This window comes from Collinsella aerofaciens ATCC 25986, from assembly GCF_964239575.1.
GTDB lineage: Bacteria > Actinomycetota > Coriobacteriia > Coriobacteriales > Coriobacteriaceae > Collinsella > Collinsella aerofaciens_BQ.
Genome location: NZ_CAXSQQ010000005.1, coordinates 1 through 21,390, shown reverse-complemented (window position 1 = coordinate 21,390; position 21,390 = coordinate 1). Strand labels below are relative to the sequence as shown.

The following is a 21,390-nucleotide window of genomic DNA, read 5'->3' as shown; positions in this document are numbered from 1 at the left end:
GCGAATTACCAGACGTAAGCGATGATCTCGCCGCCGACGTTGTGCTTGCGAGCATCGCGGTCGGTCATGACGCCATGGCTGGTGGAAATAATGGCGGTACCAAGGCCACCGCGGACGCGGGGCATGTCGGCAACGCCGGTGTACTTACGCAGGCCCGGCTTGGAAATGCGGCGGATGCCGTTGATGACCTTAGCCTTCTTGGGACCATACTTAAGCGTGATGTGCAGAGTCTTCTGGGGAACGGTGTCCTCGACATCGTAGCCCTCGATGTAGCCCTCCTCGTGCAGAACACGAGCGATCTCGACGAGCTTCTTGCTGCTCGGCATGGAGACCGTGGCCTTGTTCACAGAGTTAGCGTTACGGATGCGCGTAAGCATATCTGCGATCGGGTCTGTAAGGTTCATACAGATTCTCCTTCGTTCTTGATGAACACGTGCTCTTGGTTCTTCGCCGCCCTTAACGGCAAAGCCTTTTTAGCGCGTTTTCCCTGTTCCAAACTGATGCTTGAAACGCTGGTAGTGACTTACCAGCTGGCCTTCTTAACGCCGGGAAGCTCGCCCTTGAGTGCAAGCTCGCGGAAGCAGACACGGCACAGGCCGAACTTGCGGTACACAGAGTGCGGACGGCCGCAGCGCTGGCAGCGCGTGTACTCACGAGTAGAGAACTTCTGCTTGCGATTGCACTTGACGATCATCGATGTCTTAGCCACTTATATCCTCCTCACATAGAGTATTGTTCGCCCCAAGCGCCGCCCCCTTGTGGGAACGGCGCTTATAGGGCAGGTGAACCTATTTCTTGAACGGGAAACCGAAGGCGTCCAGAAGGGCCTTGGCCTCCTCATCGGTATTGGCGGTGGTCACGAAAGTGATGTCCATACCGCGCTGGTGATCGACGGAGTCGAAGTCGATCTCGGGGAAGATGAGCTGCTCGGTGACGCCCATGGAGAAGTTACCACGGCCGTCGAAGCTCTTGGCGGAAATGCCGCGGAAGTCGCGGATACGGGGGATCGCGACGGAGGTCAGACGATCGAAGAACTCCCACATACGGTCGCCACGCAGGGTAACCTTGCAGCCGATCGGCATACCAGCGCGCAGGCGGAAGGTAGCGATGGACTTGCGGGCACGGGTGATCATCGGCTGCTGGCCGGTGATGGCGCGCAGGTCGCGCACGGCACCGTCGATGGCCTTGGAATCGGTAGCGGCCTCGCCGACACCCATGTTCACGACGATCTTCTCAAACTTGGGGATCATCATGACGTTCTCGTACTGGAACTTGTCCTGAAGCTGCTGCTTGACCTCGTTGTTGTACTTGGTCTTCAGACGCGGCACATACTTCTCTTCTGCCATTGTTCACTCCTTCTTGGGGTTTTAAGCACGGGGCGTGGCCACGATGGGTTGTCCTCGTGCCTCCTGGCTGCATCCGCGCCGCTCATGGCATTTTGCGGTTTGGACTCGACACAGCAGGAGCCGACAAAACAATCGGTACTATACGCGCATTGGGTGCGTATTTCCAGAAAAACCTCGTCTGCCTGCACAACTCCACAACTCCCCTGCACAAATGGGTCCCAAAAAGCAGTTGCGGTGAAATAGGGACTGTTGGGCGGCCTAACAGGCTTAAACAATCCGTATTTCACCGCAACTTAATTGGTGGGGATGCGATTAGCGCTTGCGGGGGACGAGTTTGGTGCGGCGCAGGTGGATCATCTCGGCGGCAATGGAGATAGCGATCTCCTCGGGATCCTCCGCCTCGATGGCAACGCCGATCGGCAGGTGCAGCCCGTCGATCTGGTCCTGCGTAAAGCCCTCCTGCTCCAAGCGAGCCCGCACAAAGGCCGTCTTGCGACGCGAGCCCAAGCAGCCCAGATAGGCAGGTTTGGCACGCATGGCCTGAATCACCACGTCGATATCGGACTTGTGACCCGCCGTGGCGACGACCACCAGGTCGCGCGGGCCGATGGGGCACAGCTCGCTCAGGTTCTTGTAGTCGACCAGACGACGGTCGTAGACACCGGGCACCCATTCGGACGTCAACGTGCCGGGGCGGTCATCGCAAGCCACGACGGCAAAGCCCGCCGCCGTGAGCACGCGCGCCGTCGCAGCGCCCACGTGTCCGCAGCCAAAGATGTAGGTCAGGCCCTCGGGGCAGAGCGTCTCGATGTGCGCCGCGGGGATCTCGGAGGCCGCGTTGGTGTAGGTAACCTTACTCCCCTCCTCCACCAGCGAAAGCCCGGGGCAGCCCGCAATGGTGCGACGCGATTCCTCGCCATGGTACTCGGCCACATCGCCCTCGAGCGCGCTCGCGATAAACGGCTCAAAGTCGATGACGAAGTCGCCGGTGCGCCGATAGGCCAAGACGTCGGCAATTTCCTGGAACAACGGTGCCTGAGTCGCATCCAGATGCAAATAGCACAGGCAGATGGCTCCGCCGCAGATCATGCCGGTATCGGAGTTCTCGCCGCCCATGGTGTAGCGGACCAGACGCGACTGTCCCGCGCTCAGGAGCTCGCGCGCCTCGTCCAGCGCAAAGAGCTCAATCTTGCCGCCGCCGATGGTGCCCGCCTGGCTACCGTCGGCAAAGACGGCCATCCAGGCGCCCACGCCGCGCGGCGACGACCCCGCCGTCCCGGCCACGACCACCAGCTCGCACGTCTCGCCAGCACGCAGGGCGGCAAGCGCCGCATTCACAACATCGAGCTTTTCCATTGCCGCCTTCTATCCTCTAAAGACATCGATGAGCATGGCGAGTGCCTCGAGCACGCCGCCGCCGACCGACGTCGCCTTGTCCGAAATATAGTTGATATAGCTGGCATCGCCGCGCGGGTCGACGTCAGCACATTTAAAGCCCTCGGTCACCTGAACGCCGTTCGCCAAAAGCCCACGCAGGCAGCCATCGATCTGCGTGCACATGGGCGTATCGTCCACGTAGCCAATCACGTCTCCGGCGCTCACGATGTCGCCAATTGCGCGGTCGGACCGAAACACGCCGGCGGCGGGGCTGTGGATAACGCGCTCCTTGCCATAGCCGGCGATAATGCCCGGCACGCCCGTGTTGGGCTGGGGCGAACCTTGGGTAATGACACGGCCGAGAAAATGCCCGCGCATGGTCTCGACCACAGCGTCGCAGTCAACCGGCGCGGTAAAGCCCGGCCCCACGGCGATAACAGCAGGCGCCATGTCGCGCGTGGTGCCCAAGTTACGCTTGGCCAGAATCGCGTCGACCACAGCCGCGGGTTTAAGCTCATCGAGCATCTTGGCCTGGGGGTCCACCACCACGGCGACATCCCCCGCCTCGGTAATTGCAAGCGCCTCTGCCGGCGTCTGCGCCAAGCGGGCGCGAATGCCTTCGACCTCGACCTCGCCCAGGCGAATGGCCTCGCAAAAACTGATTGTGCGGCGGATGCACGTGGGAACCGCGATATCGGCCATAACGACCGACACGCCGGCGCGCACCAAGCGAGCGGCGACGCCCGTGGCGATATCGCCGGCGCCGCGAACATAAACGAGCATTCCCGGGACACCTCCCTGTGCTACGGTTTGAGCAGAGCAAATGCGGTTCGACCGCTACTCCTCTGATGATTATTTATTATCACAGTATTATACGGCGGTGAACAGATGGAAACGGTTAGCGGCAATCTTGCCTCGGCGCTCAGGATCGAGCCGGGCATTACCGCGATTATCGGCAGCGGCGGCAAGTCGACCTTGCTAAAGACGCTGGGTCTTGAGCTTATGCGCGCTGGCGGCCGCGCGCTCCTCTGCACCACCACGCATATGTTCCCCGTCGCCGGCGTGCCGTGGGACGGGTCGAGCCGTCGCCTGGACGCCGCGCCTTGGAAGCCGGGCGCCTCGCATGTCCCCGGTTGCACCTGCGAGGCATGCGCGGGCATGAGCCGCGGAAGTATCTGCCAGGCGGGTGTTTTGGACCCGGAGACGGGCAAACTCTCCTCCCCTGCCGAGCCGCTCGACCAGCTGGCGCAACGCTTTGACTACGTCCTGGCCGAGGCGGACGGCAGCAAGCGGCTCCCGCTCAAGGCCCACGCCGCCTGGGAGCCGGTGATTCCCTCTGGCACGGCCAACATCGTCTGGATCGTCGGCGCCTCAGGGCTCGGCAAGCCCATCAACGAAGCCGTCCACCGCCCCGAGCTCTTTTGCGAGCGTTGCGGCTGCGAGCCCACCGACATCGCCACACCCGAGCGCGTCGCCCAGGTGCTCAATGCCGAGATGCAGGCGCTGGGACTCAGCACCGCACGCATCATGCTCAACCAAGTCGGCACGCTCAGCGACCCCACGATGGCCGACCGCTTCGAGGCAGCTCTCGACCGCCCCGTCGTCGCCAGCAGCCTCAAGTAGCCGGCCCCATCTCCTCAGTTGCGGTGAAATACGGACTGTTTGGCCGCCCGACGGCCGCAAACAGTCCGTATTTCACCGCAACTGAGGAGGGGACACGGCATCTTTGCTGCTAGCGGGGCACGTAGCGACCGGGCTGGGCTCCGGTGGGCTCGCCATCGCGCGCCACCAGCACGCCGTTCACAAACACGGCCTTGGCGCGGCCATGTGCCTCAAAGCCCTCGAGCGGCGTGTAGTCCACGGCCTGATGCTGCGTCGCGGCGCTGATCGTCCAACGCGCGCAAGGATCCCACACGCACACGTCGGCATCGGCACCCTCGGCAAGACAGCCCTTGCGCGGATACATGCCAAAGACGCGCGCCGGGTTCTCGCTCATCAGGCGGCAGAGGTCCTCGGGGCCCAGCTGTCCCTCAAAGCTCGTAGCGATCGCGACGGGACGATGCTCCACACCGGGTCCGCCGTTGGGAATCGCGCGGAAGTCGTCGCGCCCGCGGTCCTTTTGCCCGTGCAGGTTAAAGCTGCAGTGGTCGGTCGCGATCGTATCGATCTCGCCGGCCACAAGCGCCTCGCGCAGTGCCGCACGGTCGCCCGCATGGCGCAGCGGCGGGCTCATCACATATTTGGCGCCCGCAAAGCCGTCCTCGCCCTGCTCCAAATAGCACATATCGTCGAGCATCAGATACTGAGGGCAGGTCTCGACATAGATATTCTTCTGCCCGCGCGCCTTGGCGGCACGAATGGCCTCGAGCCCCAGCTTGGTCGAAAGGTGCACCACGTTGACCGGAGCGTCCCCGGCCAAGTGCGCCAGATACAGCAGGCGGCTCACGGCCTCACCCTCGCACACGTCCGGACGGCTGAGCGCATGCCCCTCGGGCCCGTGGATGCCCCGCTCAAACACGCGCTTCTGCAGCTCATTCACCAGCGTACCGTTCTCGCAATGCACGCACAGGATACCGCCCACGCGCTTGAGCTCCTCCAGCACCTCGAGTGTCTCGGCATCGTCCAAGCGCAGGTGGTCATAGGCAAAGTAGGTCTTAAACGACGATACGCCCGCCTCGCGCATAGCCGAAAGATCGGCGCGGTTGCGCTCATTCCACTCGGCGAGTGCCATATGAAAGGCGTAGTTGGCCGTGCAGGTTCCGTCGGCACGGCGATGCCACTCGGCAAGGGCGTCGGGCATGGTCACGCCGCGATCGGCCGTCGCGTAGTCCACGATGGTCGTCGTACCGCCGCAGGCAGCCGCACGCGTGCCGGTTTCAAAGCTATCGGCTGTCCAATCCATGCCAGTCCAGCACTGCATATGCGTGTGGCCGTCGATAAAGCCGGGGAACACCCAACAGCCCACGGCATCCTCGACGGTATCGCCCTCGGCCGGCTCAATCGCCGCGGCAATCCGCACAATCTTGTCGCCCTCCATGGCAAGATCGGCGCGGCGAAGCCCCTGGGGCGTCACGAGCGCGCCGTTTTTGATGATGATCATGTTGCTCCTTATTGATTAATACAGTTGGCCACGCGATCAAAATACGAGCAGGCGGCAATATGCTCCGTTATGCGTCGCTGTCCCTTGACGGTATCGACGTCCCACAGCTCGTAGGCACGCGCCTCGACCAGCACCACGTCGGTGCGACCTTTGAGAATCGAGCCCCCGCCGTCCTTGCCCTCAAGACACATAAGTGCATCGAACAGTTCCGCCGGAAAGAGCACCGGGCTCGAAGGCTCACCGTTACACGCAAGACGCACCGGATGTTTGCGGCCACGCTCGTCAAATGCACGAACCATAGCCTCAAAAGAATCCGAACTCACGAGCGGCTGGTCGCCCGGTAAAAAGAGGCAACCTTTCCAGTTGCGTTCGACTCCCCACGAAAGGCCCGCACGGACGCTTTCGCTGCGCAGCTCGCCATCGTGCAGCACGCACGGGCAATGCTTGTCCTCGCAAATCTGGGCGACCTCGGGCCAACGCGTCGAAACCACAACGTCAAAGCCCCGGGGAACCGAATCGATGGTCCGGGCAATCAGCGGCTCGCCATAGATATCGGCGAGCATCTTGTTGGAGCCAAACCGCTTGCCCTCGCCCGAAGCCATAATGACGCATCCAAGTTTCATGGCGATACCTCCCCTGAAACCATCGTACCCATAACTCGCGCCGCGGGCATCCACATCGAAAGCGCTTATCCCGCACGCCCGCGATGCAAAAAAGGGGCACCCCGCCGGTTGGCAGAGCGCCCCCTTTACATGGCTTACCTCAACCCGGCTTTAGGCCTGGAGCCAACGGGCGGTGTTACGCTCGTCGAGGGCCTTGAGGGTAGCGGCGGGATCGGCAACCTTCTGCAGGAACATCATGGCAGCGATGGCGTACGGCTTGTAGCTGGCCTCCTTGTACATGCCCACGCGGTGCATGTCGAAGACGTCGGCGTTAACCTCGCCGTGCTCGCAGGAGACACCGGAGATGTCGGCGGGCAGCGGGTGCATAAAGATGGTGTCCTGGCCGTTGGCGGTCTTCTCCATGAGTTCGGTCGTGGAGCACCAGTCCTGATGGGTGGCGTTCTGGGCGAGCAGCTCCTTCTCGAGCGCTGCGATGCCGGCGTCATCGCCCTTGGCGTACAGGTTGGTACGCTTCTCCATGGCGGCAAACGGAGCCCAGCTCTTGGGGATCACGATGTCGGCGCCCTCGAAGGCCTCGGCCATGGTGTTGACCTGCTTAAAGGTGGTGCCGGACTCGGCGGCGTAGCCGCGGGCGCGCTCGACGACCTCGGGCATGAGGTCATAGCCCTCGGGGTGAGCCAGGGTGACGTCCATGCCAAAGCGGGGCAGCAGGCTGATCAGCGACTGCGGGCAGGACAGCGGCTTGCCGTAAGAGGGCGAATAGGCCCAGGTGACGGCAACCTTCTTGCCCTTGAGGTTCTCAAGGCCGCCAAACTCGTTGATGAGGTAGAGCATGTCTGCAGAGGACTGCGTGGGGTGGTCGGAATCGGACTGCAGGGAGATGAGCGTGGGACGGTGATCAAGGACGCCATCCTCGTAGGCCTGCTGGACAGACTCGGAGACCTCGGCCATGTAGGCGTCGCCCTTGCCGATGTACATGTCATCGCGGATGCCGATGACGTCGGCCATGAAGGAGATCATGGTAGCGGTCTCGCGGACGGTCTCGCCGTGAGCGATCTGGGACTTCTTCTCGTCCAGGTCCTGCAGCTCAAGGCCGAGCAGGTTGGCAGCCTTAGAGAAGGAGAAGCGCGTACGGGTGGAGTTGTCGCGGAACAGGGAGACGGCCAGGCCCGAGTCGAAGATCTTGGACGAGACGTTGTTCTCGCGCAGCTCGCGCAGGGCGTCGGCGACGATGTAGAGAGCCTTGAGCTCATCGGTGGTCTTGTCCCAAGTGTGCAGGAAGTCGCTGCCGTACATACCCTTAAAATCGAGGCCGTTCAGCTGCTCGACGAGCTCGGTAAACTTAGCGTCCATGGAAATGTCCTTTCTAAAGATGAAACGATCGCAATGAGTAGATGTGCTCCGGCATGCGCGTGTGGCCAGAACATGCAGAACACCATGACGAGGACCCGCCACCGTTGAGGAAGCATGGGAGATAACGACCGCGGGCCCCAAGTCAACAGGGGGTGCCGGGGACACGAGCGGCCCCCGGCTCAACATAATCGAGGAATGGGACTAATCGATCTTGTTGTTGGTCAGACCGGCGCGGAACACGGTGGCGTCGCCATCGGCCTGGCTCGGATCGTAGAGGTTCAGGGCAGCCACGTACATGGCGGCAGCGGTGACCAGGTCGTCCTTGTAGGTGACCTCGTTGGGAGCATGAGCCTGAGACTCGGCACCCGGACCAAAGCCCACGCAGGGGATGCCGTAGCGGCCCTGGATGGAAACGCAGTTCGTGGAGAAGGTCCACTTGTCGCACAGCGGGCGACCGGTGCGCTTGTCCATGCTGGGCTCGCAGCCGATGCGCTCGTCACCGAACATGGCCTTGTGGGCGTCGACGAGGGCCTTGACGTGCGGAGCGGTCTCCTTGTTGATCCACGTGGGGAAGTAAGCCTCGGTCTCGTAGACCTCGCCGGTCCAGGACGGACGGTCGTACATGTACATGGAGACCTTCACGTCGTCGCCGTACTTCTTGGCGGCCGGCAGGTTACGGATCTCGTCCAGGCAGGACTCCCAGGTCTCGCCGGCGGTCATGCGACGGTCGATGGAGATGGCGCAGGAGTCAGCGACAGCGCAGCGGCTGGGGCTGGTGTAGAAGATCTGGCTAACGGTGCAGGTGCCACGGCCCAGGAAGCGGGCATCCTCGAAGTGCTCGGGATTGTACTTGGGGTCGAGCATCTTGACGAGACCCTTGATGTCGGTCGACTCGTCGCAACCGTTGTTGTTGAGGGCGCGGACGTCGGCGATGATGTCGGCCATCTTGTAGATGGCGTTGTCGCCGCGGTCGGGAGCGGAGCCGTGGCAGGAGGTACCGTGAACGTCAACGCGGATTTCCATGCGGCCGCGGTGACCGCGGTAGATGCCGCCGTCGGTGGGCTCGGTGGAAATGACAAACTCGGGCTTAATGCCGTCCTTGTTGTAGATGTACTGCCAGCACATGCCGTCGCAGTCCTCTTCCTGGACAGTGCCGACGACCATGATCTTATAGCCCTCGGGGATGAGGCCCATGTCCTTCATCATCTTGGCAGCGTAGGTAGCGGAAGCCATGCCGCCCTCCTGGTCGGAGCCGCCGCGGCCGTAGATGATCTCGTCGGTCTCGTAGCCCTCGTAGGGATCGGCATCCCAGTTCTCGATGTTGCCGATGCCGACGGTGTCGATGTGGGAGTCGATGGCGATGATCTTGTCGCCCTCGCCCATAAAGCCCATGACGTTGCCCAGGCCGTCGACCTTGACCTCGTCATAGCCAAGGCTCTCCATCTCGGCCTTGATGCAGGCGACAACCTCGCCCTCCTCGCAGGACTCAGAGGGGTGGGAGATCATGGCGCGCAGGAAGCGAGTCATATCAGCACGATGAGACTCAGCAGCAGCCTTGATTGCGTCGAAATCGAGTTCTTTAGCCATTGTTCATAACCTTTCAAACGAAGGAATCTACCTGTGAGGTGGCGGAGCGATACCTATTTACTCCGCCCTAACGATTAGCAAGTGGGATATTCGCCTTCCCAAACAATGCGGCGATACTGGTCGGGATCCGTATCGCCCTCGGTGGAGAAGCAGAGCACAGAGCTCGTCTTGTCCAGGCCGATGAGTTCCTTGAGCTCGGCGTACTCGGGATCGAGCATGAGGGTCTCGACCAGGCCGGTGGTCACAGCGCCGGACTCGCCGGAGATGACGCGCGGGTCGCCCTTCTCGGGAGCGCCCAGGGTGCGCATGCCGCGAGCGGTGACCCAGTCGGGGCAGGACACGAAGGCGGTGGTGTGGTTGCGCAGGATATCCCAGCCCAGGATGTTGGGTTCGCCGCAGCACAGGCCGGCCATGATGGAGGGCATGTCGCCGTCCACGATGCGCGGATCTCCGTCGCCGGCGGCAGCGCCCTTGTACAGGCAGGCGGCAGGCGCGCACTCAACCACGACGAAGGTGGGCGGGTTATCGGGATACAGGTTGGTGAAGTAGCCCACCACGGCGCCGGCGAGCGAACCCACGCCAGCCTGGACAAACACGTGCGTCGGGCGGTTGATGGCCATCTCACGCAGCTGCTCGGCAGCCTCGGAAGCCATGGTGCCGTAACCCTCCATGATCCAGGACGGGATCTTCTCGTAGCCCTCCCAAGCGGTGTCCTGAACGATAACGCCGCGCTCGCAGGCGTCGGCCTCGGCGGCGGCCATGCGCACGCACTCGTCGTAGTTGACCTCTTCGATGGTCACCGTGGCGCCCTCGGCGGCGATGTTATCGAAGCGGGGCTTGGTGGAACCCTTGGGCATGTGCACGACGGCCTTCTGGCCCAGCTTGTTGGCAGCCCATGCCACGCCGCGGCCATGGTTGCCGTCGGTGGCGGTAAAGAAGGTGGCCTGGCCAAAGTCCTTGGCAAGCTGATCGGAGGTCAGGTAATCGAAGGTGCACTCGGCAACGTCCTTGCCGGTCTCGTCGGCAATGTAGTTGGCCATGGCAAACGAGCCGCCCAGAACCTTAAAGGCGTTGAGGCCAAAACGATAGCTCTCGTCCTTAACGCACAGGTTGGAAAGGCCCAGGCGCGCAGCCTGACCATCCAGGCGGGCAAGCGGAGTGACGGTGTACTGGGGGAACGACTGGTGGAAGGCGCGGGCCTTCTTCACGTGGTCGAGGCTCATGATTCCCAAGTGCTTGTCATCGCTCTTGGGCATCGTGTTGCCCGCCCACTGGATCTTATCGGCCATACGGTGAACTCCTTAAGTCCTCTCTTGCCGGCCCCCGCATACGCGTTTCAGCCCATTCCCATTCATGCGACTGAACTTTTATGTGGATGCCAAACAAAAAGTTTGTTAGCACTGTTCTATCACACTTTTTGATTGGCAAACCTAACAAATTGTTTGTTGCCGTAATCGGTACTTTTTCGCCGCCGAACGGTTACATAACGCAGCGACGCTTTCGTTATTTGCGAACAGGTATGGTTTATGGCAAAGTGTGCCCAAACTAATTTTTAGGAAGGCACCCATGACCCCCGCACAGATTGAGTTCTACAAGCGCCTTGCACACGGCCTGGCGCTCCAATTTGGCCCCAACTGCGAAATCGTCGTCCACGATCTGGAGACCGAAGACGTGGACCACTCCATCGTAGTGATCGAAAACGGCCACGTCAGCGGGCGCAAACTGGGTGACGGCCCCAGCCATATCGTGTTTGAGTCCATGCACGAGGGCGCCACCGACGTACACGACCGCGAGCCGTACCTCACTAAAACCACCGACGGTAAGCTGCTCAAATCGTCGACGATCTTTATCCGCAACGACGAGGGCAAGCCCGTCGGCATTTTGGGCATCAACTTTGACATTACGCTTATGAAGGCATTTGAGCGCTCGCTCGACGCTTTTACCGGCACCGGCGGCACGGGCTATACCGAGCCCGAGCCCATTACCAAGAACATCGGCGACCTGCTCGAGGACCTGCTGCACGAGTGCGAGCAGTTTGTGGGCAAGCCCGCGGCGCTCATGACCAAAGACGAGCGCATTCGTGCCATTGGCTACCTCGACCGTCGCGGTGCCTTCCTCATTTCCAAGTCGAGTGAGCGCGCCTGCGAGTTCTTTGGCATCTCCAAGTACAGCTTCTATAGCTACCTCAATGAGGCCAAGGCGGCGGCCGGCAACAAGTAGGCACTCGCCTGGATTGCCCCTCCCTTTTTGGGCGCGAGTTCTGGAAAGCACGAATCCGAGACCGAGCCGCTTGGGAAGTTCCATATAATCGATGTCATTAGTATTTCGAAAGGATGGGACAGAATGGCGTTGAGCAAGGCATCATGCACCGGTCGCGGATTGATTCCGGCAATTGGTGGACATGTGCACCGCATGTTCGATGAGGGTGAAGACGACCTGTTTTCGCTGAGCCTTGACGACGTGATGGATGATCGCCCGTGGACCGCCGACGAACTCATGGGCGGCGGCGGGGCTCGCCCGTCAAGCCCCAATCCCGCACTTGCGCCTGAGCCCGTATCTGCGCCGACTCCTGCGCAGTCGCCTGTTTCGACGCCCGCGCCTACGCCCGCACCCACTTCGGCGCCCACGCCCGCTCCCCGCCCCGCAAGCGACCCGTCCGAGACGGCGGCATTTCTCGCAGCAGCGACGCAGGGCAAATCGGCCGACAGCACCGTTATGTACAGCGCCCAGCAGTTGCCTGTTCCCGCGGCACGCAAGCCTCCGGTCGCAAGGCTCGATGAGCCCGTTGCCCATCAGGTTGCCTACGATTCCTGGGCTGCAACCGATCTGGATGAGACCTCTACCGGCATGCCGGCGCTCGATGTTCCAGTTAACCCGCTTTTTGCCGCCAACACGAGCGCCGCGGACTATGAGGGCGGTGCGGCATATTCCGGTTATTCCGATGGCTATGCTGGCACCGGTCGCATCGAGACCGAGGATTATGGCACCGCATCGAGCGATTATCTCAACGATCCGTACGCCGCCACGCCTGCACCGGAATATGACCCGGAGGCCGCGTCCGCGCCGGCGTATACCAAAAGCACGGGCGAAGAGCGCTTCGCCGATTATTACGCCGAGGAAAAGGCGCTGCGTTTCTCGGAATTTCCGCAGGCAGTCAAGGTTGCCTTTATCGCCATTATCATTGCCCTGCTCGGTGTCATTGCGTTTGAGGGGTTCCAGCTGTTCCGCGGCCCCACCCAAGCGGAGTCGGAGACCCAGCAAAAAGAGGACGACAACCAGTACCTGGACATCAACACCCTCAAGGGCGACCCCAACGACGAGGACGACGAGTAGCGAGGGCTGAAGGCGACCACAGGATTCCGCATCCAGCACCGACTTCTAAGTGCTGTTTTGTCATCCAGCCACACTTTTCCGAAGTTTTAAGGTGCCTATCTCGACACTTTTCCGTACTTTTACACGGCTGATTTCGACACTTTTCCGGATGGAAGCCGAATAATCACTTGGGAAACCAACGCCATCCGCGCGTCATTTCGCGGATGGCGCTTGATTTCTGTCCGTACACGTTGATAGACCCCATCGTGCCCGCAAGGAGCGGGCGCGTTTTATCCAGAGTCGGGGTAGAGAGTTGGCTCCACGATCCCGACGCCAACCGGCCAAGAGGCACGGTGGCCCTGCCAATATCGATGAAAGGAGTCCGTATGGACAATTTCTCCGTGCGCAGTGAGCGCAACTTCCACAACCTGGCAGCCAAGCCAAAACGAATGCATCTTCTGGACAAGCCGAACGGCTATGCCTCGGCCATGGTCAAGAGCAGTCTCCCCCACCAGATGCGCTTTACCGTGCAGGCGCTCGAGAAAGAGCTCTACACCGCCGGCGACCCGCACGTACTGCAGATCAAGCTGCTTGGAGACGACTCGCGCGAGCTGTCTAGCTGGAAGCTGTTTGCCGACGGCACGTGCGTCGCAAGCGGTTCGGGTGACTTTGCCCGCGAGTGCTTCTGCGAGGGAGCTGAGGTGTTTCTGGACCTGTGTCGCGACGCCGTCGAGACTGCCGAGCTGTGCCAGTGGAGCGAGAGGGAGTACGAGCTGTTGGGTGCCGCGCGCGGGATTGCGGGGGGTGTAGGAACAGAAGCCTCATGACGGTGGCCTCAGCTGGAATGACGTATCGCTCGATAAATGATCTCAACAACGTAGCCGATGCGCCGCATTTCACCTCAAAGGCATTGAGCGATCAGGAGGCGTCCAGCATTTCTTTGATATCCCCAATTGATTGTTCCGAGAAAGTCTCTTCATGTCCTTATAATCGCCCTTACGAGAAACGTGGACGAGACAGGCGTCCATATGCCGTCTCTAAACTAACGAGCCGTTCGCGGAAAGAACATCTGGCTAGCATGGGCCAAAGATATGCTGGTATCGCTGCAACAATTATGGAAGATCGGCACCACCAATGACCTCCTTGAAATTCTCCAGGCGCTTCGCGCTTAGCCTGCTCGCCTCGCTGTCCGCCACCGTAGCGCTTGCTTTGCCCTCAACCGCCCTAGCCGCGTCGGACCCGAACCCGCCCAGCATCTCCAACGTGACGATATCCGCGACGACAGTCACGGCCGGCTCCACGCTGCATGTCGGCTATAGCGTCGATGACCCTGACGGGGTACGGTCCGTCACGCCCATAGTCGAAGTCCTTGTCGAAAACGATACCGGAGACCATGGAATCAGTTCCCGTCTCGCCTTCTCGTCGACCGGCAACACGACCGCGGGCTTCGATATCTCCACCTCCCCGAGCGACCGGCCCTGCAGGTACCGGATCATCGGCCTCGGCGTGACCGATAGTCTTGGATGGGTTACCGATGTCTACGACACGACGTATGCCGAGGAGAAGGGGCTCGACTGTCCGACCTTCACCACCGACCCCCTCGAGTATGAGGTGACCGAGGGACCCGAGGACCAAAACCCGCCGACCGTGTCCTCCGTGTCGCTCTCGAGCAGGGAGGTCGCAACCGGTGCCGACCTCCACATCTCTTGGACCGTCTCCGATGCCGACGGCGTTCGCTCCGTTTCCCCCATACTGCGGCAGGGCTGGGAGAATTCGGACGACGGCTGCTCTGTTTCGTCAGCCTATTATCACGGAGGCTCGTCTATCGACGGGTTTGACCTCACATTCGACAGCAATAGGATCGGAAGGCACAGGCTGATCGGCCTTTCGGTCACCGATGGCCTAGGGTTCGAGACCGATGTGTACGAGAGTTCCTACGCCAGGGCCAACGGCATTTCGGGCGCGACTTTCTCGGTTGGCGACCCGAGCGAGCTGTGCTTCGAGGTGACCGGCAGCGCGATCGACCGGAACCCGCCCACGGTCTCGAACGTTTCCATCTCCGCGAAGAGGGTCCCCGTCGGCGGGATCCTCCGTATCTATTGCAATGTAGGCGACGCGGACGGCGTAAAGTCTGTCTCCCCGATCCTCGGCGACCCCGGCTATGTCGAGGACCCGAACTCTTTAAAGACCCGCAAAACGTTGAGCTGCAGCTACGATGCGGCAAGGGGCTATATCGAAATCGAGTTCCCCACGTCGCTCTCGATGGGCTCGTTTGAAATCCAAGCCCTCGCGGTCCTCGACAAGACGGGCCACGAGACCTTCGTCTACAGCTCCGCCTACGCCGAGCGTAACGGCAAGACCGGCGTTCAGACCTTTGATGTCGACGACGCGGGGGACGTCACCTTCGACGTGACCGCTCCGCTGTATGCCGCCACCAAGGGCGACGGGCAGGCGTATGCAAAGGACGGCGAGGCCGGTCTGACCTTCCGCTTCAGCGGTCCTCTCGATGAGTTCACGCGTCTCCTCGTGGACGGAACTGAGGTCTCCGCCGAGAACTACTCCGCAACCAGGGGCAGCACGATTATCGAGCTCAGGCCGTCCTACCTGGACACGCTCGCCGGCGGCGGACACACCGTCACGGCCGTCTGGAAGGACGGGACGGCGACCGATGCGTCCTTCACCGTGGAGGGGAAGGCCCAAGGGGAGCAGGCGGGCGGAAAGACCGACGTAAATTCACCCGGCGACAACAAAAGTGATCCTGCCACTCCTGAAAAGGACGCCGACGAGGCGGCTACAAAAAAGTCGGGACGCACGACAGCCGATGAACCAAAGCTCGCTGCAACCGGCGACTCCACTTGGATGGCCAGCATCGCATTGGCCATGGCGGCCACGGCCTGCTTCACGGCAGCGAGAAGGCTTGAGCCCAAGCAGCATAAGCACGAACAGTAGCTCAAAGCGAACTCAACTGGGAAGGGCAGATGGATAGCCGTCCTTCTCTTATAATCAACCCAATCCGCTGAAATGCAATCAGTTAACGAGTTTCGCCAGACGCTCGGCCTCTACCCCGCTCTAGCAAGCCACCAGGCGATGAGATAATGCCCACGACTATCAACGTAAGCAAGGAGCGCGCTATGGCAGACAACGAGACCAAACCCTCGGCGAACGACGGCCGAGAGGAGCTCGTGGCAAAACAGCTCGCATCGACCAAAATCCACCTCGCGCTCACTCAGAAGCGGGTGGACGTCTCCGGCGCCATCAAGCTACCGCTCGAGCGAATTCCCCAACTCGGCGTGGCGTTCGCCTCGCTCCCCTCGATGTTTCGCACCGTCACCAACACGGTGAGCGTGCCCACGCTGCTCCAGGCGACTGACAAATATGGTAACCCGCTCGATCCGTCGAAACTCAACACGTTCAAGGACGGCAGCGGTCTCACAGGGGGCTACCGCGACGCCGCCAAGGGCCTTGGGCAGGCGCGCTTCCACGTAGTCGAGGGCGACATCGCCACGAGCGTCACGCAGGTGCCTTACGATCCAACATCGCTATTCATGGCAGCCGCAATCGCGCAGATAAACCAAAAGCTCGACTCCATCCAGGAGTCCGTCGACGAAATGTTCGAGTACATGCGTCAGCGCGACAAGGCCAACATGCGTGGCAACCTCAAGACGCTCGCAGACATCCTCAACGGTTACGGCCTCAACTACGGCAACGCCACCTACATGGCAAACGCCCATATGAAGGTGCTCGACATCAAGCAGTCGTCCGCGCAGGACATGGAACTCTTCCGCTCGCAGGCACAGGCGGATCTGAAAAAGAAAGGGTTCATCGAGGTGCGAGACGGCCTGGGCAGACGCCTCGACAAGGTGCTCGACTACCTCAAAGACTGCCAGCTCGCCACCTACATCCACGCGTTCTCGCTGTTCCTCGAACCCATGCTCGCCCAGAACTTCGAGCCCGCAAAGCTCGCGGACGCCACTGCGAAGATCGAGGCTGATTCGATCGCGTACCGCGAGCTCTACACCGACTGCTACAACGCACTCGAAGCGGGGGCTGTCGACACCGTCGATGCGGCACTGCTGGGCGGTATCGCGTCCGCGGGCAAATTGCTCGGTCACGCCATCGCAAAGACCCCCGTGGGCGACCATACACTCATCGACGAGGCGCTCGAAGGCGCAGGAGAGAGCATCGGAAAGTTCAACGACAAGCAATCCGAGAAACTCCTCGAAAAGCTCCATCAGGCAAAGACGCCCGACGTCACGCCGTTCAAGCAGAGCGTAAAGGAGATCGACACCCTCTACAACCGCCCCGCGCAGATCGCCGTGGACGCCGAGAACGTCTACATCTTGCCTGCCAAGCAGCAGGAAGAGTAACGATACGCGACAGGCACGCGCCATGCAGACAGCTAACGCCCCTACCTTCCCGCCGCCTTCAGCTTCAGCAGCAGGTCGCCCAGCTCGGGGCACTTGCTAGAGAGGCGTGTCTGGGCCCGCTCGCCCATCCCCCAACGTTGGCGGACTTCTTGGGCGCGCGGACTCACGTGATAGTCCCCGTCCATCACCTGCTTGAGCAGCTTGGCGGTCACGCGCGCATCGGCTAGGGCGCTGTGGGCATGGCCCGTCGACTCGTCAAACTCGATGCCGAACCACGTTGCCGCGTCGCCCAACGAGACGCGCCCGTGGCTGCCAACGTCCATGATCGAGGTGTAAAACGCCTGCAGGTCGGCCCAGTCCGTAGGAAATGTGGAAAGGTCGATGTGCTTTGCCTGGCACTCGGTCAAAAGCTGCCGACGGTCCGCACCGTTCCAACAGACCACCTGGGCGGAGTAGCGACCGATCCAATCGCTGAGCCTTTTTATCACCATGTAGAGCGGATCGGCCATCGCGGTGTCCACGGCCGATATCCCCGTGAGCTCGCGGACGGGATACGCAACGCCTTCGGTAAATTCCGTCTGCACAAACTGCGAGAACTCGCCCATAACGTTGCCGTGGTAATCGAGCTTAACGGCGCCGACCTCGATAATCTCATTGCGCAGCCCACGGCGCTGGCGCTGTTTTGGCACCGGCGCAAACTCAAAGTCCAGCACAATCTGGCGCGCAAAGTTCGTCGTATCGATAGCCGAGATACACGGCGTCTTTTCAGCTGACACGGTTAGGGCCTTTCTCCGTTGCTTGCCGCTTGTTACATAAGCGGCTACATTGCCGTAAGGATAGGTGGCCGCGCGGACATGAAAGCTGGGCGCAATACCATGCGCTAATCACACGCCATGCAGACGGCCCCAAGAGAGTCGCCCGCTCTATTCAAATGGATAAAAAGATTTAGGCCCGGTGACTTGAATCAGCGGTCATCCCGGGCCCATCAATATGCAGTGTACCTACAGAGGGCTGGTTAATCAAACGGGCTTTCGGTGACGAAGACCTGCGCGTCTAGCCCCAATCGCCCAGCGCCGTCTTCTGCCGCCCTTACGAAAGGGGTTGATTTCCGATCTCAGCCGAACACATTAGGCGGACAGGCCGTTCCCGCAGCTAGCCGAACGCCCCCGAGGCCCCATCCGGGCCCCGGGGGCGCCGTTTTCCCAGTTGAAGGAACGGTGGAGATGTGTTTCGATGGGTCCGGTGGCCATGCTCCGCCCTCCGCCCGGCACCTCTTCCCAGACTCAGCCGGACGGTCGGTCAGTCTATTCCGTTTTGCCTTCAGGCTAGGCCAGCGGGGCATCGCCCCTCTCTGCGCGCGCCCTCTCGATGAGTCCCGGCGTCAGGTCGAGCTCGGCCAGAGGCACATCCTCCACGCCGTAGGCGTCAAGCAGCGCCGCCGCATCGTCCCCGAGCATCGCCCTGAAGGCGCGCGCGGGCGTCGAGAAGCCGAGCGCGCCGCGGGGCTCGGAGTTCACGTGCGACATGGCGAGCGCCATGTCGGCCGGGGATAGCCGGTCGAACCTGAGCCCGGCGCCCTTGGGCAGCAGCTTCCTGATCTCGACGTGGTTGCGCTCGCAGGCGCCCTTCTGGTCGCTGCGGCGCGGGTCGCAGTAGAACAGCCTCGTCTCGCTGGGCCCCTCGCCGAGGAGCGCGGCGATCGCGCCCTCGTCGGAGAACTCGGCGCCGTTGTCGGTGAGCACGGCGCGGAACACGCGGCGCGTCCCGTCTGCGCCGAGGACCGCCCGGACGCCCTCCAGGGCGGCCGCGACGCACCCGGAGGCCTTCTCCCCGAGCAGGAGCGCCAGCTGGAGCCTGCTGGGGCGGTGGAGCAGCGTGAGCAGGCAGGCCGAGTCCTCCCGGGCGCCCTCGACGGTGTCCATCTCCCAGGCCGCGGCGCACGCGTCCTCCCCGAGGGCGAGGAACGCGGCGTATGACCTGCGGGCGGAGTGGCGCGTGGCCGCCCGGACGGCGGCGCGCCTCCTCGGCCTGTAGCCGACCTTGCGCCTGAGCTCCATGTTGGTCATGCCGTCGTAGCCCGCCGCGACCCAGCGGTAAATGGTCGACGGCGACAGGTCCACCGGCCCTCCGTTGCATGCGGCCATCTGCTCGGGCGAGAGCCCCCGGCGCAGGCAGTCCCTGATGGCCTCCAGCCTGGCCGCCGCGGCCGGCTCGTCGGCGTCGATCCCGCGCCTGGACGAGACGAGCACCGAGTCGGCGCACAGCTGCGCGGCGCGGGCCTCGTAGAAGACGTGCGGGCGGCGCTTGCAGCCCATCGCGCGGTAGCGGCCGCACCCGTTGCAGCAGCGCGGCCACGCCGCCAGGCGCGGGCAGGCCGACGACAGGTCGGTGTCGGCGCCCACGCGCTCGCCGCGCCTGGGCTTCGGCGCCGTCACGAACCTGTGCGACGCAACCTCGGCGCTCACCGTCGAGGGCGACCTGCCCAGCTCCCTCGCGATCTCCCTGCACGAGGCCCTGCGCTCCAGCATCCTCTGGACCGTGTCCCGCTCGTGCCTCGTGAGCCTTCCGTAGGCCCTCGGGGCCGCTTTCGCGGAACCCTTCTTCCTCTTTCCGGACATGCCGTCCTCCGATCTTCCGGGGCCGGCCGGTCCGGCCCTCAGGGTATCGGGTTCCCACATTCATCCGTACATGTACGGATGAATGTGGGAGGTGTTCGGATGAAGTCGATAATCAAGGCCCTTACGAAAGGCTGCTATTCGAGGGAATCACGTTGCTGTTATTATCGAACATATATTCGTATTTATGACCGCGCTTTGATAGAATGGCAGTTGTTGACGGCAGTTCCATGTGCCGGGCAGCGCCCTCCATGCGACGGGAGGTGATGCCCATGACCGATCTGATTGATTTCGTGAAGCTCCTGACCGCTTTGGTCTCGCTCCTCACGGCGCTTATCGGACTTTCCGAGGCACTTAAGCAGCGTACGAAGCAAAAGAAGAGGGGTCGACGCCGTTAAGGCATTGACCCCTTAATCGAAGTAACGGCGCTGCCCAGCTATCCACAACTTGGGCTGCCGTCGACCTTATTCTACCCACGGACATTGAGTTTAACAAATGGTTTTTTCGGTAGCGAAGCCTCGGTCCCTCAGCCGCTCAGCACCTGCTTCCTACTCCAGCCACCATTCCATATCCACGGAGCACTCGACCTCGATAGGCTCTGGCTCCAGCACCGTCTCCTCGGAGCCTCCGGACGCCCCATCGGGAGCACACGCGGCAACACAGTATGTTCGACCATAGCCCGCCGCCCGACTGTTATACGAGATATGCTTGACGCCGCCCAGCATAGACCCCGCCGCAACGGCAAGTGCCTGCGCGTTGCCGCGAGCACGTTCAACCGCACGGGCAATCAGGGCGTCTTCCGCCGCGCGCTGATCCGCCAACTCAAATCGAATGCTCATGTCGGCATGTGACTCGCAGGTATTGAGTGCGGTCCACACAGCAGCAAAGTCAGTCGAATCGACAGGCGCGGCAACCGTACCGTACGCATAGTAGTTGTAGCCCACAATCGTCGCCTTCTTGCGCGTCATCTGCGCATAACAAGTGTACCGACAGCATGTTAATTCGCTATCCAAACCAAAGGGCGCCAGCGCGGCGGCTACGCGGGCGCGATCGGTGTTGTAATCCTCCAGGCACGATTCCTTGGTGGTGCGGCGACCACCAAAGCCAATGCTAAAGATCACGCGGTCGGGCATAACCTCGTCCTCTATCTCGGCGCCAACGCTCACATAACCGGTCTTATCCGTTGCCATGACATCCGTCCTTTCCACGAATGGCTACGTTGCGGTAAGCGTAGCCACCCGTGCGGACACAAAAATGGGATGCTGTGCCACGCGCGCCAGGCACGCGCCATGCAGATGGCCCCAAGAGAGTCGCCCGCTCTATTCAAATGGATGAAAAAGATTGAGGCCCGGTGACTTGAATCAGAGGTCATCCCGGGCCCATCAGAGCTCGTAGAGCTCTTGGTTGCTTTGGTCTCGCTCTTCACGGCGCTTATCGAACTTTCCGAGGCACTCAAGCAGCATTCGAAGCATAACAAGTCGCTGCCATTAAGGCACCGACCTCTTGACCAAGCAACGGCGTTTCCCAGCTCTCCAGAACTTGGGCTGCCGTCAACTTTATTCTATCCGCGAGCATCTGGTTTACCAAATGGATTTTCGGTAAAGGAAGCACGGCACGCCCGCAAAACCACTACCCTTGATTCTCATTTTCATTGCAACAGCCTCAGGACTCAGCGCAACGCGTTGCGCTGAGTCCTGAGGCGCGAATCCG

20 protein-coding genes and 1 riboswitch are annotated in these 21,390 nt (G+C 61.6%); of the genes, 7 read left to right on the top strand and 13 right to left on the bottom strand.

Annotation, left to right across the window (positions count from 1 at the left end):
- Positions 1-5: 5 nt before the first annotated feature.
- From rpsH to yqeB, 5 genes are all read right to left on the bottom strand, one after another.
- The gene (gene rpsH, locus ACESUZ_RS04155; protein WP_006235262.1) at positions 6-404 is read right to left on the bottom strand and encodes a 30S ribosomal protein S8; all 399 of its coding nucleotides are present in this window, start codon (positions 402-404) and stop codon (positions 6-8) included.
- A 119-nt stretch (positions 405-523) separates the two neighbouring features.
- The gene (locus tag ACESUZ_RS04150; protein ID WP_022094280.1) at positions 524-709 is read right to left on the bottom strand and encodes a type Z 30S ribosomal protein S14; all 186 of its coding nucleotides are present in this window, start codon (positions 707-709) and stop codon (positions 524-526) included.
- Between the two features lie 79 nt (positions 710-788).
- The gene (gene rplE, locus ACESUZ_RS04145) at positions 789-1,346 is read right to left on the bottom strand and encodes a 50S ribosomal protein L5 (protein WP_006235260.1); all 558 of its coding nucleotides are present in this window, start codon (positions 1,344-1,346) and stop codon (positions 789-791) included.
- Positions 1,347-1,658: 312 nt separating this feature from the next.
- On the bottom strand, positions 1,659-2,702 hold the full coding sequence (locus ACESUZ_RS04140) for an XdhC family protein (RefSeq protein ID WP_373198643.1): 1,044 nt from the start codon (positions 2,700-2,702) through the stop codon (positions 1,659-1,661).
- Between the two features lie 9 nt (positions 2,703-2,711).
- On the bottom strand, positions 2,712-3,506 hold the full coding sequence (gene yqeB, locus ACESUZ_RS04135; protein ID WP_373198642.1) for a selenium-dependent molybdenum cofactor biosynthesis protein YqeB: 795 nt from the start codon (positions 3,504-3,506) through the stop codon (positions 2,712-2,714).
- A 105-nt stretch (positions 3,507-3,611) separates the two neighbouring features.
- Between yqeB and yqeC the strand changes: the two genes are divergently transcribed.
- Positions 3,612-4,346 (top strand): selenium cofactor biosynthesis protein YqeC, encoded by a 735-nt coding sequence (gene yqeC / locus ACESUZ_RS04130; protein WP_373198641.1) that lies wholly within the window; start codon positions 3,612-3,614, stop codon positions 4,344-4,346.
- A 109-nt stretch (positions 4,347-4,455) separates the two neighbouring features.
- Here the strand turns inward: yqeC and hydA are convergent, their stop codons facing one another.
- From hydA to dpaL, 5 genes are all read right to left on the bottom strand, one after another.
- Positions 4,456-5,823 (bottom strand): dihydropyrimidinase, encoded by a 1,368-nt coding sequence (gene hydA / locus ACESUZ_RS04125; protein ID WP_373198639.1) that lies wholly within the window; start codon positions 5,821-5,823, stop codon positions 4,456-4,458.
- A gap of 8 nt (positions 5,824-5,831) precedes the next feature.
- Positions 5,832-6,446: a nucleotidyltransferase family protein gene (locus tag ACESUZ_RS04120; RefSeq protein WP_195503610.1), complete on the bottom strand. Its 615-nt coding sequence runs from the start codon at positions 6,444-6,446 to the stop codon at positions 5,832-5,834.
- Between the two features lie 150 nt (positions 6,447-6,596).
- On the bottom strand, positions 6,597-7,799 hold the full coding sequence (gene ygeW / locus ACESUZ_RS04115) for a knotted carbamoyltransferase YgeW (RefSeq protein WP_373198637.1): 1,203 nt from the start codon (positions 7,797-7,799) through the stop codon (positions 6,597-6,599).
- 201 nt (positions 7,800-8,000) lie between these two features.
- Positions 8,001-9,386, bottom strand: coding sequence for a YgeY family selenium metabolism-linked hydrolase (locus tag ACESUZ_RS04110; RefSeq protein WP_055252228.1), 1,386 nt, complete (start codon positions 9,384-9,386; stop codon positions 8,001-8,003).
- A 74-nt stretch (positions 9,387-9,460) separates the two neighbouring features.
- Positions 9,461-10,675: a diaminopropionate ammonia-lyase gene (dpaL, locus tag ACESUZ_RS04105; RefSeq protein WP_055252227.1), complete on the bottom strand. Its 1,215-nt coding sequence runs from the start codon at positions 10,673-10,675 to the stop codon at positions 9,461-9,463.
- A 277-nt stretch (positions 10,676-10,952) separates the two neighbouring features.
- Between dpaL and ACESUZ_RS04100 the strand changes: the two genes are divergently transcribed.
- The 5 genes from ACESUZ_RS04100 to ACESUZ_RS04080 all read left to right on the top strand — a co-directional run bounded on the left by ACESUZ_RS04100 (position 10,953) and on the right by ACESUZ_RS04080 (position 17,065).
- On the top strand, positions 10,953-11,606 hold the full coding sequence (locus tag ACESUZ_RS04100) for a helix-turn-helix transcriptional regulator (protein ID WP_373198634.1): 654 nt from the start codon (positions 10,953-10,955) through the stop codon (positions 11,604-11,606).
- Positions 11,607-11,729: 123 nt separating this feature from the next.
- Positions 11,730-12,719, top strand: coding sequence for a hypothetical protein (locus ACESUZ_RS04095; protein ID WP_117746606.1), 990 nt, complete (start codon positions 11,730-11,732; stop codon positions 12,717-12,719).
- A gap of 266 nt (positions 12,720-12,985) precedes the next feature.
- Positions 12,986-13,076: riboswitch (SAM riboswitch) on the top strand.
- Between the two features lie 8 nt (positions 13,077-13,084).
- Positions 13,085-13,525 (top strand): nucleoside-specific channel-forming Tsx family protein, encoded by a 441-nt coding sequence (locus ACESUZ_RS04090; protein ID WP_271759045.1) that lies wholly within the window; start codon positions 13,085-13,087, stop codon positions 13,523-13,525.
- Positions 13,526-13,832: 307 nt separating this feature from the next.
- Entirely contained in the window at positions 13,833-15,647 is a 1,815-nt protein-coding gene (locus ACESUZ_RS04085; protein ID WP_373198632.1) for a hypothetical protein, read from the top strand.
- Positions 15,648-15,829: 182 nt separating this feature from the next.
- Positions 15,830-17,065: a hypothetical protein gene (locus ACESUZ_RS04080; protein WP_195445187.1), complete on the top strand. Its 1,236-nt coding sequence runs from the start codon at positions 15,830-15,832 to the stop codon at positions 17,063-17,065.
- 41 nt (positions 17,066-17,106) lie between these two features.
- Here ACESUZ_RS04080 and ACESUZ_RS04075 read toward each other — a convergent pair whose 3' ends face one another.
- Together ACESUZ_RS04075 and ACESUZ_RS04070 are read right to left on the bottom strand one after the other, a co-directional pair.
- Positions 17,107-17,841 (bottom strand): 3'-5' exonuclease, encoded by a 735-nt coding sequence (locus ACESUZ_RS04075; RefSeq protein WP_217750819.1) that lies wholly within the window; start codon positions 17,839-17,841, stop codon positions 17,107-17,109.
- A 549-nt stretch (positions 17,842-18,390) separates the two neighbouring features.
- The gene (locus ACESUZ_RS04070; protein ID WP_373198629.1) at positions 18,391-19,683 is read right to left on the bottom strand and encodes an IS30 family transposase; all 1,293 of its coding nucleotides are present in this window, start codon (positions 19,681-19,683) and stop codon (positions 18,391-18,393) included.
- A gap of 269 nt (positions 19,684-19,952) precedes the next feature.
- Here ACESUZ_RS04070 and ACESUZ_RS04065 point away from each other — a divergent pair, with 269 nt between their 5' ends.
- Complete coding sequence (locus ACESUZ_RS04065; RefSeq protein ID WP_255412934.1) at positions 19,953-20,078, top strand: hypothetical protein; 126 nt, start codon at positions 19,953-19,955, stop codon at positions 20,076-20,078.
- 150 nt (positions 20,079-20,228) lie between these two features.
- Here ACESUZ_RS04065 and ACESUZ_RS04060 read toward each other — a convergent pair whose 3' ends face one another.
- On the bottom strand, positions 20,229-20,870 hold the full coding sequence (locus tag ACESUZ_RS04060; RefSeq protein WP_117747059.1) for an SIMPL domain-containing protein: 642 nt from the start codon (positions 20,868-20,870) through the stop codon (positions 20,229-20,231).
- Between the last annotated feature and the right edge of the window lie 520 nt (positions 20,871-21,390).

What these genes read in the sequence shown, in the direction of transcription:
- ACESUZ_RS04080 (WP_195445187.1), top strand. Translation starts at nt 15,830, where the DNA reads ATGGCAGACAACGAGACCAAACCCTCGGCGAACGACGGCCGAGAGGAG.
- ACESUZ_RS04110 (WP_055252228.1), bottom strand. Translation starts at nt 9,386, where the DNA reads ATGGCTAAAGAACTCGATTTCGACGCAATCAAGGCTGCTGCTGAGTCT.
- ACESUZ_RS04085 (WP_373198632.1), top strand. Translation starts at nt 13,833, where the DNA reads ATGACCTCCTTGAAATTCTCCAGGCGCTTCGCGCTTAGCCTGCTCGCC.
- dpaL (WP_055252227.1), bottom strand. Translation starts at nt 10,675, where the DNA reads ATGGCCGATAAGATCCAGTGGGCGGGCAACACGATGCCCAAGAGCGAT.
- ACESUZ_RS04090 (WP_271759045.1), top strand. Translation starts at nt 13,085, where the DNA reads ATGGACAATTTCTCCGTGCGCAGTGAGCGCAACTTCCACAACCTGGCA.
- ACESUZ_RS04100 (WP_373198634.1), top strand. Translation starts at nt 10,953, where the DNA reads ATGACCCCCGCACAGATTGAGTTCTACAAGCGCCTTGCACACGGCCTG.
- ACESUZ_RS04095 (WP_117746606.1), top strand. Translation starts at nt 11,730, where the DNA reads ATGGCGTTGAGCAAGGCATCATGCACCGGTCGCGGATTGATTCCGGCA.
- ACESUZ_RS04065 (WP_255412934.1), top strand. Translation starts at nt 19,953, where the DNA reads ATGACCGATCTGATTGATTTCGTGAAGCTCCTGACCGCTTTGGTCTCG.
- hydA (WP_373198639.1), bottom strand. Translation starts at nt 5,823, where the DNA reads ATGATCATCATCAAAAACGGCGCGCTCGTGACGCCCCAGGGGCTTCGC.
- ACESUZ_RS04140 (WP_373198643.1), bottom strand. Translation starts at nt 2,702, where the DNA reads ATGGAAAAGCTCGATGTTGTGAATGCGGCGCTTGCCGCCCTGCGTGCT.
- yqeC (WP_373198641.1), top strand. Translation starts at nt 3,612, where the DNA reads ATGGAAACGGTTAGCGGCAATCTTGCCTCGGCGCTCAGGATCGAGCCG.
- ygeW (WP_373198637.1), bottom strand. Translation starts at nt 7,799, where the DNA reads ATGGACGCTAAGTTTACCGAGCTCGTCGAGCAGCTGAACGGCCTCGAT.
- rplE (WP_006235260.1), bottom strand. Translation starts at nt 1,346, where the DNA reads ATGGCAGAAGAGAAGTATGTGCCGCGTCTGAAGACCAAGTACAACAAC.
- ACESUZ_RS04120 (WP_195503610.1), bottom strand. Translation starts at nt 6,446, where the DNA reads ATGAAACTTGGATGCGTCATTATGGCTTCGGGCGAGGGCAAGCGGTTT.
- ACESUZ_RS04070 (WP_373198629.1), bottom strand. Translation starts at nt 19,683, where the DNA reads ATGTCCGGAAAGAGGAAGAAGGGTTCCGCGAAAGCGGCCCCGAGGGCC.
- ACESUZ_RS04060 (WP_117747059.1), bottom strand. Translation starts at nt 20,870, where the DNA reads ATGGCAACGGATAAGACCGGTTATGTGAGCGTTGGCGCCGAGATAGAG.
- yqeB (WP_373198642.1), bottom strand. Translation starts at nt 3,506, where the DNA reads ATGCTCGTTTATGTTCGCGGCGCCGGCGATATCGCCACGGGCGTCGCC.
- rpsH (WP_006235262.1), bottom strand. Translation starts at nt 404, where the DNA reads ATGAACCTTACAGACCCGATCGCAGATATGCTTACGCGCATCCGTAAC.